The 15,566-nt window shown below is 72.8% G+C and carries 17 protein-coding genes; 5 read left to right on the forward strand and 12 right to left on the reverse strand.

The annotated features are described in order from the left end of the window. Window positions 1-23: 23 nt before the first annotated feature. Genes ACT3TZ_RS11070 through ACT3TZ_RS11080 form a run of 3 tightly spaced genes read left to right on the forward strand, consistent with a single transcriptional unit; the run spans window position 24 to window position 2,455 of the window. Window positions 24-887 carry a fumarylacetoacetate hydrolase family protein gene (locus tag ACT3TZ_RS11070; protein ID WP_444583478.1) on the forward strand — a complete coding sequence of 288 codons (864 nt, stop codon included), beginning with the start codon at window positions 24-26 and terminating at the stop codon, window positions 885-887. Between the two features lie 26 nt (window positions 888-913). After that, window positions 914-1,711 (forward strand): SDR family NAD(P)-dependent oxidoreductase, encoded by a 798-nt coding sequence (locus ACT3TZ_RS11075; RefSeq protein ID WP_444583479.1) that lies wholly within the window; start codon window positions 914-916, stop codon window positions 1,709-1,711. A gap of 9 nt (window positions 1,712-1,720) precedes the next feature. Continuing rightward, entirely contained in the window at window positions 1,721-2,455 is a 735-nt protein-coding gene (locus ACT3TZ_RS11080) for a FadR/GntR family transcriptional regulator (protein ID WP_444583480.1), read from the forward strand. 25 nt (window positions 2,456-2,480) lie between these two features. Here the strand turns inward: ACT3TZ_RS11080 and ACT3TZ_RS11085 are convergent, their stop codons facing one another. From ACT3TZ_RS11085 to ACT3TZ_RS11105, 5 genes are read right to left on the reverse strand one after another with little or no spacing between them, the layout of a single operon-like run. Continuing rightward, a complete protein-coding gene (locus ACT3TZ_RS11085; RefSeq protein ID WP_444583481.1) occupies window positions 2,481-3,335 on the reverse strand; it encodes an amidohydrolase family protein in 855 nt (284 codons plus the stop codon). Then, entirely contained in the window at window positions 3,332-4,639 is a 1,308-nt protein-coding gene (locus ACT3TZ_RS11090; RefSeq protein WP_444583482.1) for an alpha-L-fucosidase, read from the reverse strand. The genes ACT3TZ_RS11085 and ACT3TZ_RS11090 overlap by 4 nt, the downstream gene beginning before the upstream one ends. Before the next feature lie 14 nt (window positions 4,640-4,653). Continuing rightward, window positions 4,654-5,622, reverse strand: a complete 969-nt coding sequence (locus tag ACT3TZ_RS11095) for an aldo/keto reductase (RefSeq protein ID WP_444583483.1) — start codon at window positions 5,620-5,622, stop codon at window positions 4,654-4,656. Beyond that, window positions 5,619-5,975, reverse strand: a complete 357-nt coding sequence (locus ACT3TZ_RS11100) for an L-rhamnose mutarotase (protein ID WP_444583484.1) — start codon at window positions 5,973-5,975, stop codon at window positions 5,619-5,621. The genes ACT3TZ_RS11095 and ACT3TZ_RS11100 overlap by 4 nt, the downstream gene beginning before the upstream one ends. Continuing rightward, window positions 5,972-6,214: a hypothetical protein gene (locus ACT3TZ_RS11105; protein ID WP_444583485.1), complete on the reverse strand. Its 243-nt coding sequence runs from the start codon at window positions 6,212-6,214 to the stop codon at window positions 5,972-5,974. Before ACT3TZ_RS11105 ends, ACT3TZ_RS11100 begins: the two co-directional genes overlap by 4 nt. 143 nt (window positions 6,215-6,357) lie before the next feature. On the opposite strand from ACT3TZ_RS11105, the gene ACT3TZ_RS11110 reads away from it, so the two are divergent. Continuing rightward, on the forward strand, window positions 6,358-7,845 hold the full coding sequence (locus ACT3TZ_RS11110) for a malate:quinone oxidoreductase (protein ID WP_444583486.1): 1,488 nt from the start codon (window positions 6,358-6,360) through the stop codon (window positions 7,843-7,845). Window positions 7,846-7,948: 103 nt separating this feature from the next. Beyond that, window positions 7,949-8,908: an aldose 1-epimerase family protein gene (locus ACT3TZ_RS11115; RefSeq protein ID WP_444583487.1), complete on the forward strand. Its 960-nt coding sequence runs from the start codon at window positions 7,949-7,951 to the stop codon at window positions 8,906-8,908. A 79-nt stretch (window positions 8,909-8,987) separates the two neighbouring features. Here ACT3TZ_RS11115 and ACT3TZ_RS11120 read toward each other — a convergent pair whose 3' ends face one another. The 7 genes from ACT3TZ_RS11120 to ACT3TZ_RS11150 form a co-directional block, all read right to left on the reverse strand. Further along, the gene (locus tag ACT3TZ_RS11120) at window positions 8,988-9,317 is read right to left on the reverse strand and encodes a histone-like nucleoid-structuring protein Lsr2 (RefSeq protein WP_444583488.1); all 330 of its coding nucleotides are present in this window, start codon (window positions 9,315-9,317) and stop codon (window positions 8,988-8,990) included. Window positions 9,318-9,514: 197 nt separating this feature from the next. Then, window positions 9,515-9,832 (reverse strand): hypothetical protein, encoded by a 318-nt coding sequence (locus tag ACT3TZ_RS11125; protein ID WP_444583489.1) that lies wholly within the window; start codon window positions 9,830-9,832, stop codon window positions 9,515-9,517. Continuing rightward, the gene (gene lysS / locus ACT3TZ_RS11130) at window positions 9,829-11,406 is read right to left on the reverse strand and encodes a lysine--tRNA ligase (protein WP_444583490.1); all 1,578 of its coding nucleotides are present in this window, start codon (window positions 11,404-11,406) and stop codon (window positions 9,829-9,831) included. The genes ACT3TZ_RS11125 and lysS overlap by 4 nt, the downstream gene beginning before the upstream one ends. 47 nt (window positions 11,407-11,453) lie before the next feature. Then, on the reverse strand, window positions 11,454-12,305 hold the full coding sequence (gene panC, locus ACT3TZ_RS11135) for a pantoate--beta-alanine ligase (RefSeq protein ID WP_444583491.1): 852 nt from the start codon (window positions 12,303-12,305) through the stop codon (window positions 11,454-11,456). Further along, entirely contained in the window at window positions 12,302-13,264 is a 963-nt protein-coding gene (locus ACT3TZ_RS11140) for a Rossmann-like and DUF2520 domain-containing protein (RefSeq protein ID WP_444583492.1), read from the reverse strand. The genes panC and ACT3TZ_RS11140 overlap by 4 nt, the downstream gene beginning before the upstream one ends. Window positions 13,265-13,275: 11 nt before the next feature. Beyond that, the gene (locus tag ACT3TZ_RS11145; RefSeq protein ID WP_444583493.1) at window positions 13,276-14,913 is read right to left on the reverse strand and encodes a PH domain-containing protein; all 1,638 of its coding nucleotides are present in this window, start codon (window positions 14,911-14,913) and stop codon (window positions 13,276-13,278) included. Between the two features lie 152 nt (window positions 14,914-15,065). Continuing rightward, a complete protein-coding gene (locus ACT3TZ_RS11150; protein WP_444583494.1) occupies window positions 15,066-15,560 on the reverse strand; it encodes a PH domain-containing protein in 495 nt (164 codons plus the stop codon). Between the last annotated feature and the right edge of the window lie 6 nt (window positions 15,561-15,566).

Here is a 15,566-nt window from a genome sequence, read left to right on the forward strand (position 1 = left end):
CCTCTGATCACAGGAGATCCCCCGTGAAGCTCTTCGCCCACGGCCCCCAGGGCGCCGAGACCCTCGGCGTCCTCGACGGAGACCGCACTTTCGACCTGGTGCCCCTGACGTCCGGTGCCCGCACCGTGGACCGCGCCCTGCTCGAAGCGGGCCTGCTCCCCCGCGTCCGTGCGGCGCTCGACGCCGGAGAGCTCCCGGCGCTGGATCCCGGGACGCTGGCCGGCGGGCGCCGCGGCGCCCCGGTCACCCCCGGCAAGATCGTCTGCATCGGCCTGAACTACCGCGACCACGCCGCCGAGACCGGCGCCGCGATCCCGGCCGAGCCGATCCTGTTCATGAAGGCCCCCGACACCATCGGCGGACCCGACGACGACGTGCTGATCCCCCGCGGCTCGACCCGCACCGACTGGGAGGTCGAGCTGGGCGTCGTCATCGGCGCCCCCCTGCGGTACGCGGAGAGCACCGAGGAGGCCCTCGCGGCCGTCGGCGGCTACGTCCTGGCCCACGACGTCTCCGAGCGGGAGTTCCAGATCGAGCGCGGCGGGACCTGGGACAAGGGCAAGAACTGCGAGACGTTCACCCCGCTGGGGCCCTGGCTCGTGACGCCCGAGGAGATCGCCGACCCCCAGGCCCTCGCGCTGCACCTCGCGGTCAACGGCACGCCCCGTCAGGACGGCACCACCGCGGACCAGATCTTCCCCGTCGGCGAGGTCCTGCGCTACCTCTCGCAGTTCATGGCCCTGTACCCGGGCGACACGATCCTCACGGGCACCCCCGCCGGAGTGGCCCTGGGCAGCGCGGACGCGGAGTTCCTGCGCGAGGGGGATGTCGTCGAGCTGTCCATCTCGGGCCTCGGCGCCCAGCGCCAGACCTTCCGCCAGGCATGACCGAGCACGAGACCCCGGAGGCACCGATGACCCCGTCATCCCCCTACACCGACCTGAGGGTGCTCGTCACCGGCGGATCCTCCGGCATCGGCCGGGCCACGGCCCAGCGGTTCCTGGACCTCGGGGCCAGGGTGGCCGTGCTGGACCGGCAGGCCTCCGGCGCCCCCGAGGGCGCCGAGGTCGTCACGGTCGACCTCACGGACCGGACGGCTACCGCGCTGGCGGTCGATGAGGCGGCAGAGCTGCTGGGTGGTCTCGACGTCGTGGTCAACAACGCCGGCATCAGCGCCGTCGGGGACGTGACCGCCAACGATGACGCGCAATGGGCCCGGGTGCTCTCAGTGAATGTGACCTCGATGGCCCGCGTCAGCTCCGCGGCGCTGCCCCATCTGCGCCGTTCCCCGCACGCGGCGATCGTCAACATGTCCTCGATCGCGGCGACGGCCGGGCTCCAGGAGCGGGTCCTGTACTCGGCCTCCAAGGGCGCCGTGCAGGCGATGACGCTCGCCATGGCCACCGATCACGTGCGCGAGGGGATACGCGTGAACTGCGTGAACCCCGGGACGGTCGCGACGGAGTTCGTGGAGAAGATGCTCGCGGGCTTCCCGGACCCCGTGGCCGAGCGCGCCGCGCTCGACGCGCGTCAGGCCACGGGCCGCATGGTCACCCCCCAGGAGGTCGCCGAGACCGTCGTCTTCCTGGCCTCCCCGCTGAACGCCTCCACGACCGGGACCTCCGTGCCGGTCGACGGCGGGATGTCCGGGCTGCGCGCCCGGACCGATCCCGCCGAGCCGCCCGCCGCCGCCCCCACGAGCACGAAGTAGGTCCCTGTCATGGCTGAGATCGCCGTCACCGACCGCGCCATCGCCGCGGTCAAGAAGATGATCATCGACGGCGAGCTGCGCCCGGGCGACCGCCTGCCCCCCGAGAAGGAGCTCTCCGAGCGGATCGGCGTGAGCCGCAACTCGCTCCGGGAGGCCGTCAAGGCGCTGTCGGTGATCCGGGTGCTGCACGTGCGTCAGGGCGACGGCACGTACGTGACCTCTCTGGAGCCGGACATGCTGGTCGAGGCCCTGGGCTTCGTGCTGGACCTGCACCAGGACTCCGAGGCGGCGCACGTGCTCGCCGTCCGTCGCCTGCTCGAGCCCACGGCCGTGTCCCAGGCCTGCGGCCACCTCGGCGAGGAGGACCTCGACGAGCTCGACGCCCTGATGGACGGCCTCTCGGCCGATTCCGACGTGAACACCCTGGTCGAGGCCGACATCGCCTTCCACCACCTGATCAACTCGCGCAGCGCCAACCCGTACCTCGTGTCCCTGCTCGACGGGCTCGCCGGGGCGACCGCCCGCGCCCGGCTGTGGCGAGGGCTCACCGAGACCACCTCGGTCGAGCGGACCCTCGCCGAGCACCGCCGGATCGTCGATGCCCTGCGGGCCGGCCACGCGGACCTCGCCGGGGTGTACGCGGCCGCCCACATCGCCGGGGTCGAGAGCTGGATCCTGCGCAGCACCGTGCCCGAGGACCTTCAGCTCGCCGAGGACTCGACGCCCTCCCGCTTCGGCCGCTGAGTCCGCGGGTGCCCGGCCGGGCGCCTCAGCCCCACGGACCGGTGTAGACGCGTGCCGCGGTGCCCGCGAGGACGGCGGCCTGCGTCGCCGGGCTCTCACGGGCGATCCTGGCCCGCGTCGTGCCGGTCCCGGACGCGAGGTCGAACGGGGTCGGGGCGATCGGCCAGTCGCTGCCGTACAGGAGCCGGTCGTGCCCGAAGGCCTCGAGAGCGACCGTGACCGCTCGATCGATCCCCGCGGCATCCGGTGCGGGTCCGCTCGTGGACAGACCGGAGATCTTCGCGACGACGTTCTCGCGCCGGGCGAGCTCCCGCAGCTGGGTCTCCCAGCGGACGAGCTGCTCCGCGTCCCCCAGGGGCGGTTTGCCCAGGTGGTCCAGCACGAGCACGAGGTGCGGGTGGCGGTCGGCGACCCGCGTGGTCTGCGCGAGGTGGCGGGGGAACGCATCGGGGACGTCCACCGTCAGCCCGGCGCGGGCGAGGAGGTCGAGCGAGGCCGCGACCTCGTCCCGGTCGAGGAATCCGGCGTCGGCCTCGTCGTGCACGAGGTGCCGGACCCCCACCAGGTGCCTGAGCGCCGCCGGATCCGCGAGCGCCGCGGCGACGTCCGCCGGTGCCGTCAGCGGCAGCCATCCGACGACGTCGGCGACGGGACCGTCGGCGGCCTCGATCGCCGCGGCCGTCCGCTGCAGCAGTGCCGAGTCCTCGGCCGTGTCGTCGGCCTGGATCAGCACCACGCGACCCACGCCGGCCGCGGCCTGATCCTCGGCGACCTCCTCCCAGCGGGCCGTGCGGCGCAGCGACGTCGGAGCGCCCTGCATCCAGCGGTACGTGCTCGCGGAGAGGTCCCACAGATGCAGGTGCGCATCGGTGACGGTCATCGCGGCTCCTCCTGCTTGCCGCCGCGCAGCACGGCCGGGAGCTCGCCGCGCGGGGCGTCGCGCGCACCGCACACCGTGACGTCGAGCAGCTGCGGTGCGGGACCCTCGAGCTCGATCACGAGGGCGGAGGCGCGCACCGGACCCGGCAGCCGATGATCGCGGCGCACACCGACGGTCCCGCCGGATGCGATCACCGTGCCGTCCTCGGTGAGCACCCGGTGCCCGCGCACGCGCTGGCCCGAGGTCAGGTCCTCCACCAGCTGCACCAGGCCGATCTCGACCGGATGCCCGAAGGTGACGTGGACGCGGCCCCCCGCTGCCTCGAGGGCTCCGGGCACGGGGTCCGCGAAGATCGCCGCGAGCGCCGCGCCGAGCTCCTGCAGGCGCGCGGCGTCCTGCGGATCGATCCGGCCGCGCCGGTCCGGTGGAACGTTGAGCAGGAGCCCGGCCCCGAGTCCGATCGACCGCTCGTGGATCCCCAGCAGGTGCGCGAGCGACTTGGGCTGCTCGCCCGGCTTCCAGAACCAGCCGCGCCGCAGCGAGACGTCGCACTCCGGGGGCAGGTAGCGGGGTTCCGCGTGCTCGAGGACGTCCTCGTCGTAGGCGTTGAGATCGGCGGCGCGGGTGACGTACCGGACGGGATCGGCGGCCAGTCCGTCCTCGTTGCCCACCCAGCGGATCGTCGCCGGCCCCATGTTGAACACCATGGCCTGCGGCTGGAGCTCGGCGATGAGCGCGGAGACCCCGTCCCAGTCGTACGCACGGCCGGCCGATCCCGCGCCGTCGAACCACAGCTCGAACAGCTCGCCGTAGTCGGTGCACAGCTCCCGGAGCTGGGCGAGGTACAGCGCGTCGTACGCCTCGGCGTCCGGATACCGCGGATCGTGCCGGTCCCAGGGAGAGAGGTAGAGCCCGAGCCCCAGCCCGTGACGCCGGCAGGCCGCGGCGACCTCGGCCACGACATCGCCCCGACCCTCGCGCCAGGGCGAGGAGGCCACGGAGTAGTCGGTGGTGCGGGTGGGCCACAGGCAGAACCCGTCGTGGTGCTTGGCGGTCAGGACCACGTAGCCCGCGCCCAGCTCGGCGGCGGTCCGCACCCACTCCTCGGCGTCGAGGTCCGAGGGGTCGAAGACGGACGGCTCGAGGGTGCCGTCGCTCCACTCCAGGCCCGCGAAGGTGTTGACGCCCACGTGGAAGAACACGCCGAGCCCCGTCCGCTGCCAGGTGAGCTGCCGATCGGTGGGGACCAGCAGCTCCTCGACCCGCGCGGTGGGCGCGGAGGCGGCCGCAGCAGGGTGCGGCACCGGATCCGGGGCGGTCACGGATGCGTGCCCGACAGCGCGTCCACGGAGGCGTTCAGCGCGTCGATCTCGCTCCAGAGCTCCTCGGGGACCGTGACCTGCGCGCGTGCCACGTTGTCGCGGACCTGCCGGGCCGTCCGCATGCCGAGCACCACGGAGCGGATCGCCGGGTGCCGCAGGGGGTGCTGGATGGCGAGGTCCGGCAGCTCGACGTCGTACGCGCTCGCGAGCGCGGCGATCCGGCGGGCTCGTGCGAGCAGCGCCTGCGGGGCCTGCCCGTACTCGTACCGCGCATCGTCCGGGGGCTCCGATCGCGCGAGGATCCCGGAGTTGAAGACGCTCACGGCCACGACCTCGACATCGCGATCCGCGCACAGCGGCAGGAGCGTCGCGGCGGCCGGCTGCTCGAGCAGGGTGTACCGGCCCGACAGCATGACGACGTCGAGGTCCGCGGCGGCGATCGCGCGCTCGATGACGGCCACCGACTTGCTGCCCACGCCGATGCGCCCGATGATCCCCTCGGCACGCAGGGACTCCAGCGCCGGCAGCGCCTCGGTGATCGCCCGGTCCTCAGGACCCTCCTCGGGGTCGTGGAGGTAGGCGATGTCGATCCGATCGAGCCCCAGCCGCACGAGGGACTCCTCGAGGCTGCGCCGCACGCCGTCGGCCGACACGTCCCAGACGCGCCGACGGTCGTCGGGCACGGCGAACCCGTGGTCCAGGTCGTCGCCGTCGCCGGGCCCCTCGCGCAGGAGGCGCCCGACCTTCGTGGACAGCAGGTACTCCCCGCGGGGCCGATCCGCGAGCGCGCGGCCCAGGCGATGCTCGCTGAGACCCAGGCCGTAGTGCGGCGCGGTGTCGAAGTAGCGGAGCCCGGACTCCCAGGCGGCGTCGACGGCTCCCCGTGCCTCCTCCTCGGTGGTGGACCGGTAGAGGTTGCCCAGCTGCGCCGCTCCGAAGCCCAGGGGCGGCAGGTCGATGCTCATGCGTCCTCCTCCGGCGGCTCCGCGGGCAGGGACCAGACGGGACGGATCCCGTCGTCTCCCCCCTCGTAGCTGTCCTCGACCTCGAGGAACCGGTTGATGTGCTCCTGCCACGCCCGGTTGGCCGGGTCGTCCCGCAGCGCGGCGCGCATGGCCGCGTAGTCCTCGACGTCGACGACGTGGAAGATGTCCCGGCCGTCGCGCCAGATCTGCCAGCCGTGCACGCCCGCCCGGCGCAGCGCGGCATCGAGGTCCGCGGGGATCACCGCGTGCTCGCGGTCGTAGTCGGCCTCGTGCCCCTCGGCGATCCGGGTGTGCAGGGCGACGCGGCGCAGCGGCGTCGGGCGCGCGCTCATGCGCCCTCGACCAGGCGGATCTCGAGCACCGGCATCAGCACGTCGGGGCGCATGATCGGCAGGGTGAAGGTGACGACGTCGGCGCCGATCCCTCCCACCGTCATGTGCTGCGCCTTCTGCTCGGGGTCGATCACGCTGTGCCGGACCTCCGAGCCGTCGTGCAGCAGCCGGGCGAAGCGGACCGTGCCCGCGAGCCCGCGGAAGTGCACGTGCTTCATGGGCCAGACGGGCAGATGCACGTAGAGACGGTCCCCATGGCGGGTCAGGTACCGGGGATCGGGGCGGCACCGCTCCCAGGGATCCCTCCCCGCGCCCAGCCGTCGGCCCCGCTCCGTGGCTAGACTCGGTCAGGCCCCACGCCACCCAGATCCTCGGAGGAAGCATGTCCACTCCCGATGTCGACGTGACCCGCGCTGATGCGGTCCTCATCGGCGGCGGCATCGCGAGCGCGACGCTCGCGGCCCTGCTCAGCGAGCTCGAGCCCGGCTGGCGGATCGAGGTCATCGAGAAGCTCGACCAGGTGGGCCTCGAGTCCAGCGCCGGCTGGAACAACGCCGGGACCGGGCACAGTGCCCTGTGCGAGCTGAACTACACCCCCCAGGACGTCGACGGCTCGGTGAGCCCCACCAAGGCGGTCGGGATCAACGAGCAGTTCCAGGTCTCCCGACAGTTCTGGGCGCACCTGGTCGAGAACGACCGGATCGCAGACCCCTCCTCCTTCATCCACCCGGTGCCGCACATGAGCTTCGTGCACGGGCTGGAGAGCGTGGACTACCTGCGCCGCCGCCATGAGGCCCTCGTCGCCAACCCGCTGTTCGACCGCATGGAGTTCACGACCTCGCACGCGCAGCTGGCCGAGTGGGCGCCTCTGGTCACCGAGGGCCGCCCCGTCACCGAGACGGTCGCGGCCACGTGGTCGCCCGACGGCACCGACGTCAACTTCGGGGAGCTGACCCGCGCGCTGTTCGACGCCGCCTCCCGCGTGGGCACGGAGGTCCGCACCGGCACCGAGGTGATCGGCCTGCGTCGACGCGGCCGCGACTGGGGCGTCATGTCCCGCGGGGGCGACGGCACCGTCACGGTGACATATGCCCCCTTCGTCTTCGTCGGCGCAGGCGGTGCATCGCTGCCCCTGCTGCAGTCCTCGGGGATCGACGAGATCCGCGGCTTCGGCGGCTTCCCGATCTCGGGCGAATGGCTGCGCTGCACCGATCCCGCGATCATCGCCCGCCACGACGCCAAGGTCTACGGAAAGGCCGCGGTCGGCGCCCCGCCGATGAGCGTCCCGCACCTCGACACGCGGTACGTCGACGGCCGGCGCTCCCTCATGTTCGGCCCCTACGCGGGCTGGAGCCCGAAGTTCCTCAAGACGGGGAGCTGGACCGACCTGTTCGCGAGCATCCGCCCGGACAACCTGCTGCAGATGCTCGCGGTCGCACCGCCGAACCTCGATCTCATGACCTACCTGGCCGGGGAGCTGCTGGCGACCCCCGCCACGCGCCTCGCGGCGCTGCGTGAGTACATGCCGGATGCGGACGCGGCCGACTGGGAGCTCGTGACCGCCGGTCAGCGGGTGCAGGTGATCGCCCCGGACCCCCAGAAGGTGGGGGTGCTGCAGTTCGGCACCCAGCTCATCACGAGCGCCGACGGCAGCATCGGAGGGATGCTGGGCGCCTCCCCCGGCGCCTCGACCGCCACGCAGATCATGATCGAGCTTCTGGGGCGCACCTTCCCCGACCGCGGCGACGCCTGGCGACCGGCCCTGACGCGGATGATCCCCTCGCTGGGCACCCGGCTCTCCGAGGACGCGGACGCCGCTCACCGCAGCCTCGCGACGACCGCCGAGGCGCTCGGGCTGACGGTCTCCTGACCGCTCCGTGCGCCCACCCGGCGGACATCCGCCGCGGGCATCTGAACTCGCCGGGGGCCCGCGAGCGGGGGTGCCCGTCCCGCAACCGTCCGGAGGAATCGACATGACATCGCACGACCGCACCGCGCCCGACGCGCCGTCCGACGGCCCCCGCGGCCGTCTCCACGAGCTCACCGCGGGCGACTACACCGCGCGTGTCTTCGAGGTCGGGGCGACACTCGACGCCCTCGAGCTCTCCGGGCGCCCGCTCGTCGTCGCCAGCCCTGCCGGCGGCCCCATGCTGCTGCACCGCGGCGCGATCGTGGCCCCGTGGCCCAACCGGATCGGCGACGGCCTCTACACCTGGGACGGCCAGGAGCTGCAGGTGGCCCTGAGCGAGCCCGAACGCGGCAACGCCCTGCACGGCCTCGTCTCCTTCCAGCACTACGAGCGCGTGGACGACGGCTCCTCGCCGTCGCGGCTGACGCTGCGCACCGTGCTGTACCCCTCGACGGGATACCCGTTCCACCTGCTGGTGGACGTGTCCTACGCGCTCGATGCCGTGGACGGGCTGCGCACCGCGGTGACGGCGCGGAACCAGGGCGACCAGGACCTCCCCTACGGCGTGTGCCCGCACCCCTACCTCGTGGCGGGCCCCTCGCCCCTGGACGACTGGACCCTCGAGCTGTCCGCCGCGACCGCCCTCGAGGTGAGCCCCGACCGGCTCCTGCCCACGGGCACCGCACCGATCCCGTCCGGCTCGCGCCTGGACTTCTCCGCCGGCCGCCGGATCGGGACGGTCCAGCTCGACGACGCGGTCACCGACCTCGTCCGGCAGGACGACGTGGCGACGGTGCGCGTGCAGGATCCGGGGGGCACGGGCGTCGAGATCGCATTCGACGGGCGATGCCCGTGGGTGCAGGTCCACACCGCGGACCGGCCGGAGCCGGAGAACGATCGCCGCGGGCTCGCGGTCGAGCCGATGACGTGCCCGCCCGACGCCTTCCGCACCGGGACGGACCTCGTGCGCCTGTCTCCGGGGGGCGAGCACACGGCGTCCTGGATCATCCGCGGACTCCGCTGAGACGACGGAGCCCCCGGGAGCAGCTGCTCCTGGGGGCTCCGTCGTCTCGGCCGGGGGCGATCCCGATCGGTGCGAGCGGTCAGCTGGCCGCCTGGTACGCCTCGCGGATCTCCGAGGAGATGCGACCGCGGTCGGAGACCTGGTAGCCGTTGTCGCGGGCCCATGCGCGGATGCGCGCGGTCTCCTGCGAGGACGACGCGGTCGACGTCGTGGACGTCCCCCGGGCCTTGCGTCCGCTGACCCGACGCGCCTGTGCGGTCCAGGCGCCGAGGTCCTTGCGGAGCTTCTCGGCGTTGTCGCTGGTCAGATCGATCTCGTAGCCGACGCCGTCCACGGAGAACGTGACGGTCTCGTCGGCCTTGGAACCATCGGTGTCGTCGATGAGCTCGACGAAGGTCTTGCGCGCCATGAGGACTCCTTTCCTGAAATACTCGAGGATCGTGCACTGCTGAAATCTCGTCCACAATACCCCACGTATCGCGGATAACCGTGCCGGAATGCGGCTATCGCGGCGGAGGAAGCCTTCAGAACACTGTCACGTGCATTTCTCCGGAATGGATCGCCATCACTTTGTGTTGCACATCACGTACTGACGGATGTCGGCTTTCACGAATCCGAGGAGGTATTCCCCGAATGCGTGGGACCGGCATTCGCGACGGGCTCCCCGCCCGTGACGGACGGCCGGTGCGCGGCCGCGGAGCCCTCCGGGACGGGCAGGTCCGCAGCTCTCGGGACGACGGAGGAGGTGGCCCCGACAAGGGCAGGATGCGTGGCAGCCCAGTCGCGCTCGGCCTGACGATCGGCCTCCCGCTCGCGTCGGTCCGCACGCAGCAGCGCACGGATGGCGAACCAGAACAGCAGACCCACCCCGATCGAGGGCAGCAGGGACCCGAACTCGTACAGCCAGTCGACGCCGCCGCTCATGCCGTCTCCTCCTCCGTGGACGGACCGCCCGCACGTCCGTGCTCGGGCTTGACCAGAGGGAAGAGGATCGTCTCCCGCACACCCTGGCCGGTCAGGGCCATGAGCAGCCGATCGATGCCCATGCCCATCCCGCCCGTGGGCGGCAGGGCGTACTCCATGGCCTCGAGGAAGTCCTCGTCCAGGAGCATCGCCTCGTCGTCGCCCCGGGCCGCCAGCTGCGCCTGCTGGGCGAAGCGCTCGCGCTGGATCACGGGGTCCACGAGCTCGGAGTAGCCGGTGCCCAGCTCGAAGCCGCGCACGTACAGGTCCCACTTCTCGACGACGCCGGGGACGTCCCGATGCGCGCGCACCAGCGGGCTGGTCTCGACCGGGAAGTCGCACGCGAAGGTGGGGCGCACGAGGTGATCTGCCACCCGGTGCTCGAAGAGCTCCTCGACGAGCTTCCCGTGCCCGAAACGCGGATGGTCGAGATCGAGGTCCAGGGATCGGGCGATCTCCCGCAGCCGCTCGGGCGTGGTCTCCGGGGTGATCTCCTCCCCCAGGGATTCCGAGAGAGATCCGTAGACGGTGATCCGGTCCCAGACGCCCGAGAAGTCGTACTCGGTGCCGTCGGCGAGGGTCACGACCTCCGAGCCCGTGGCATCCCGGGCCGCCGACTGCACGAGTCCCTGGGTGAGATCGGCGATCGAGTGGTAATCGCCGTAGGCCTGATACGCCTCGACCATCGCGAACTCCGGGGAATGCGTCGAGTCCGCGCCCTCGTTGCGGAAATTCCGATTGATCTCGAAGACCCGCTCCAGCCCTCCCACCGCGGCACGCTTGAGGAACAGCTCCGGGGCGATCCGCAGGAACAGGTCCAGGTCGAAGGCGTTCATGTGGGTGACGAAGGGGCGTGCCGCGGCGCCGGAGGGGATCGACTGCAGCATCGGCGTCTCGATCTCGAGGAAGTCCTGCGCGTGGAAGCTGTCGCGCAGCGAACGCATGACGTCCGCGCGCAGGCGCACCATCTGCCGGGCCTCGGGACGCACGATGAGGTCGACGTAGCGACGGCGCACCCGCGATTCCTCCGAGAGGTCCGCGTGGAGGACGGGCAGGGGCCGCACGGCCTTGGAGGCCAGGATCCAGGAGTCGGCGAAGACGCTCAGCTCGCCGCGACGGGAGGTGCCGACCGTGCCGTGGAAGAACACGTGGTCGCCGAGGTCGACATCGCTCTTGAACGCCGCGAGGCGCTCCTGGCCGACGGCGGCGAGGCTCAGCATCACCTGGAGGCGCTCCCCCGCGCCGTCCTGGATGGCGGCGAAGCAGAGCTTGCCGGTGTTGCGGATGAACACGACACGACCGGCGACGCCCACGACCGTGTCGGTCTGGGTGTCCGTGGGCAGCTCGCCGTGCTCGGCGCGGATCTCCGCGATGGTGTCGGTGACCGGGACGGACACGGGGTAGGCCTCGTCGCCCGCGGCCAGCAGCCGCTCGCGCTTGTCGAGGCGCACGGCGATCTGGTCCGAGGTGTCGAGGCGATCGGGGTCGCCGGGTGTTCCAGGGGTGCCGGGGGTGCCGGGCCGTGCGTCGCTCATGGGTGCCAGTCTCTCAAAGTCCTTCGGATCTCCCCCGACGGGGGACGTCACGGGGCTGTCGCCTCCACCACAGTCGAGTCGAGCAGCCGGGTCCCGTCGACCCGAGCGGCCAGGACCACCAGGACGGTCCCCCGGTGCTCCGCCGTGACGGGGCGGAAGGTCCCCGGGTCCACCGCCGCGGCGTAGTCCCAGGTGACATCGGCTCCATCGGGGTGGACCGCGGCGGTCAGCACCTCCAGGACGGCCGAGACGCTCGGGGCGGCGGCCTCGACGGCGCGCACGGTCGAGGACAGCACGAGCGCACGTCCCCGGGCGCCGTCGTCGAGGTAGGCGTTGCGGCTGGACCGGGCGAGGCCGGTGGGCTCGCGCTGGATCCCGACGGCCTCGATCTCGACGGGGACGTCGAGGTCGGCGACCATGCGGCGGATGATCGCGAGCTGCTGGGCGTCCTTGCGCCCGAACACCGCGATGTCGGGGCGCACGAGGTGCAGGAGCTTGAGCACGACGGTGGCCATGCCCGCGAAATGCCCTGGGCGCAGCGACCCCTCGAACCCGTCGGCGAGGATCCCCGGGTCGACGGTCACCGCCAGCGTCCCCGCGGGGTACATCTCCTCGGCGGTCGGGGCGAACACGAGGTTCGCATGCGGTGTCACGACCGCCAGGTCGGCCTCGAGGTCCCGGGGGTAGGCCGCGTAGTCCTCGCCGGGGCCGAACTGGAGCGGGTTCACGAAGTCGGTGACGACGACGCTGCCGCCCGCGCCCGCGAGCTCTCGCGCCCTGCGCACGAGCATCAGGTGTCCGTCGTGCAGCGCACCCATCGTCATGACGACGACGACCGGGGACGCCAGGTGGGCGCGGGCATCGCGCAGGTCGTCCTTGGTGGTGACCAGGCGGGTCATGCGTGCTCCTCGTGGTGGGGATGGTCGGATGCGTCCGTGGCGGCGGGTGATGCGCCGGAGCCCTGGGATGCGTGCGGCGTCGTCCGGGGGGCAGAAGCGGGCTCGAGCGCCGCGAGCACGCGGCGGGCGTCCGTCGGGGAGAGCCCCGCACGACGCGCGGCCGCCCGGGCCAGCGCACGATAGCTCTCGGCGGTGTCGTCGCTCGCCCCCTCGGCCTCCTCGATCGCTGCGAGGTGCGCCGCGACGGTCCCGGCGTCGCCGCGCGGCACCGGTCCCGTGAGCGCCGCGTCGCCGCGGCGCAGGGACTCCTCGAGAGCGGCGGTCAGGAGCGGGCGCAGGTACGCGCCGGGGTCCTCGATGCCGATCCCCCGCAGAAGGTCCCGCGCCTGGGACACGAGCACCACCAGATGGTTGGCGCCGTGGGCGAGGGCGGCGTGGTACTGCACCCGGTCGCCCTCGGCGATCGGGACGGGCTCGGCCCCGATCTCGACGACGAGGGCCTGGGCCACGGCCTCGAGGGTGCCGTGGGCGGTGACCGCGACGGGGCAGCCCACGAGGCGCGGCAGGTCGACGGCGGTGCCTGTGAAGCTCATGGCCGGGTGCAGGGCGATCACCCCGCAGCCGAGCGCCCGCAACGGGGCGAGCACCTCCGTGCCATGACGACCGGACACGTGCACGAAGAGCTGCCCGCCGGGCACGTCGACCCCTACCGCGATCCCCTCGGCGAGAGGTCCGAGCTGGTCGTCGGGGACGGCCAGGAGCACGACCTCGGAGCGTTCGACGATCTCCTGGACACCGAGCACGGGCACGCCGGGCAGGAGGTCCGCGGCGCGGTGCCGCGAGACATCGGAGACGGCGTACACGCCGGTGATCGCGTGTCCCTCGGCGCGCAGGGCGGCACCGAGGACGGCGCCGACGCGACCCGCGCCGATGATCCCGATGCCGAGCCTGGGGGGCATGCGGCGCGCACTCACGGCTCGGACCTCGTGCCATCGATCGGACCGGTCGTCCGTGCCGGGGACCGCTCGGGGTCGGGCGGGGACGCCTGCGCCACGGTGTCGAGGGAGCGTGCCTGCGCCTCGGGATCGAGTGGCGACGCCTGCGCCTCGAGGCCTCCGCCGGACGGCGCCACGAGCATCGGACGCGGCCAGGCGGCCTTGTCCCGGTAGGGACGGCCCGCCGCAGCATCGGCCACGAGCACCGCACCCAGGCGGTACGCCTCGTCCACCGGGAGGGCTTCGAGCCGCACCTGTGCCCCGGCGACCGCGAGCTCGAGGTCGGCGACGGCGAAGCGGCGGGAGAAGGGATCATCCGCCACGGCGATGCCCTGCAGTCGTTCACGGGGGACGATCTCGAGCTTGTGCGCGAGGATCCCCGAGCGCTGCACGACCGCTCCCGGGAGCTCCACCACCACGACGGTGCGTCGCTGGATCCACAGGAACCGATGGGGCGCCCGCAGGCCGTCGAGGTCACGGGCCCGGGCACCGAGCAGGCGTTGGACGGTGCCGGCGTCGTCGTCGGTCCCCAGCGGCGCGAGCAGGCATCGCAGGGTCCGGTCGAGCTCCTCGGCGGTGCCCACGGGCAGCACGCGGCTGGCGCCGTTCTCGGCGGTCTCCTCGCCGATCCCGGCGACGGTCGCGGTGACCGACGTCCAGCCGGGCCCCCGCCACAGCCATGGCTGGCGGACGGTCACCTTCTGGACCCGCCCGGGGCCGATGGTGTCCGCGCGGGTCGAGAACAGCCCGCGGCGCATCCGCAGCCCCTTCGGGGTCAGCCGGGAGACGAACCCCCAGCCGCTCTCGATCCGGTTGAGCACCATGCGGGGCACGGCGAGGATGACAGGGAGCAGCACGAAGAGGGCGCTCCAGCCGATCCCGTTCTCGGAGAATCCCAGGACGATCGAGCCGATCGCCCAGCCGATGCCGAGCAGGATGCTCAGGACGAAGCCGATGTCGCGCACGAGGGAGCGCAGCAGGCGCTCGGTGGGCACCTGGGCGATGAGCAGCCCGTCGGTCACGCCGTCCATGAGGAAGGATCTCAGCGTCCCGGGGGGCCGGGCTCCGGCATCGTCCTGCGAGGGGCCCTCCTCGCCCGGCGTGGGCACAGGGCCGTGCGGGGACGCGCGGACCGTGCCGTCCTCGGCGAGCGCGGGAGCCGCTGTGCGCGCCGCCTGCGCGAGGGCGCCTTTCGGCGCGTCCTCGGCCACGTCCAGGATCTCGTCCCGCAGGCGCTCGGCGTCGCCTCCGCGCACGTAGGCGATGTCGAGGTGGGAGTCGGAGCCGCCCGCGATCTCGACGCGCACCTTGGCCAGGCCGAGCAGGCGGGCCAGTGCCGGGCGCTGGATGGAGACGGACTCGATGCGCTCGCGGGGTGCCGTGCGTCGGGTGCGCGTGAGCAGTCCCGAGCGGAGCGTCACACCCTCGGGCGCCAGCTCGTAGGTGGTCCGCCACCAGCTCAGGGCGCTCACGCCGATGGACAGGACGATCACCCCGCCGACGACCGCGAGCGCCAGGAGGGCCCTCTGGGGGGTGAAGTCCTCGACGAGGCGCGCCACGTTCTGCGCGGTGACGATGGCGAGGATGCCCACGACCACCTTCCATCCGGTCACGAGCGGCGTGATCGGGTGGGTGCGGCGCGGCGTCGGTGTCGGTGTCGGTGTCGGTGGTGGATCATCCTCCTGCGATGCCGGTGCGCCGGCGACCCCTCGCACCGGTGCGTCCCGCTCGGGCGATGCCCCCGTGGGGTCGGGATCCGGGCCCGTCACAGGGCCTGCATCCTCTCGATGCCCTTGTCCGTGAGGAGGGAGCGCAGACGCTCGGCCTCCTCGCGCGGAAGCCCGGGGATGCTGCCGCCGGACGTCGACGCCGTGGACCAGGTGAGCGTCGCGATCCCGTACCGGCGCTCGACGGGCCCCTCGGAGAGGGACACGCTCTGGACGCGGCCGTACGGCGTCGCGGAGACCTTGCGGAACATGATCCCGTGCGCGCTGACGATGTCCTCGTCACCGTCGAGGTACCCACGGGAGCGCACGCGGCGGGGCGTCAGGAACACCGACGGCAGCGTGAGCAGGGCCGGCACCGCACCCGCGAGGTAGAGCCACCACCAGCCCAGCCACTGGCCCAGGACCACGCCGCCGGCGGCGATCAGCAGGGCGATCACGTACCACGGGATCGAGGCGATGTAGGTGGCGGGGATGAGCCGGGCGGAGACGGGCCGCAGCCCGTCGGCGCCCAGGCGGATCGGCTGAGTGGTCATGTACCC

It is taken from the genome of Brachybacterium sp. AOP25-B2-12 (genome assembly GCF_052378625.1).
Taxonomy (GTDB): domain Bacteria; phylum Actinomycetota; class Actinomycetes; order Actinomycetales; family Dermabacteraceae; genus Brachybacterium.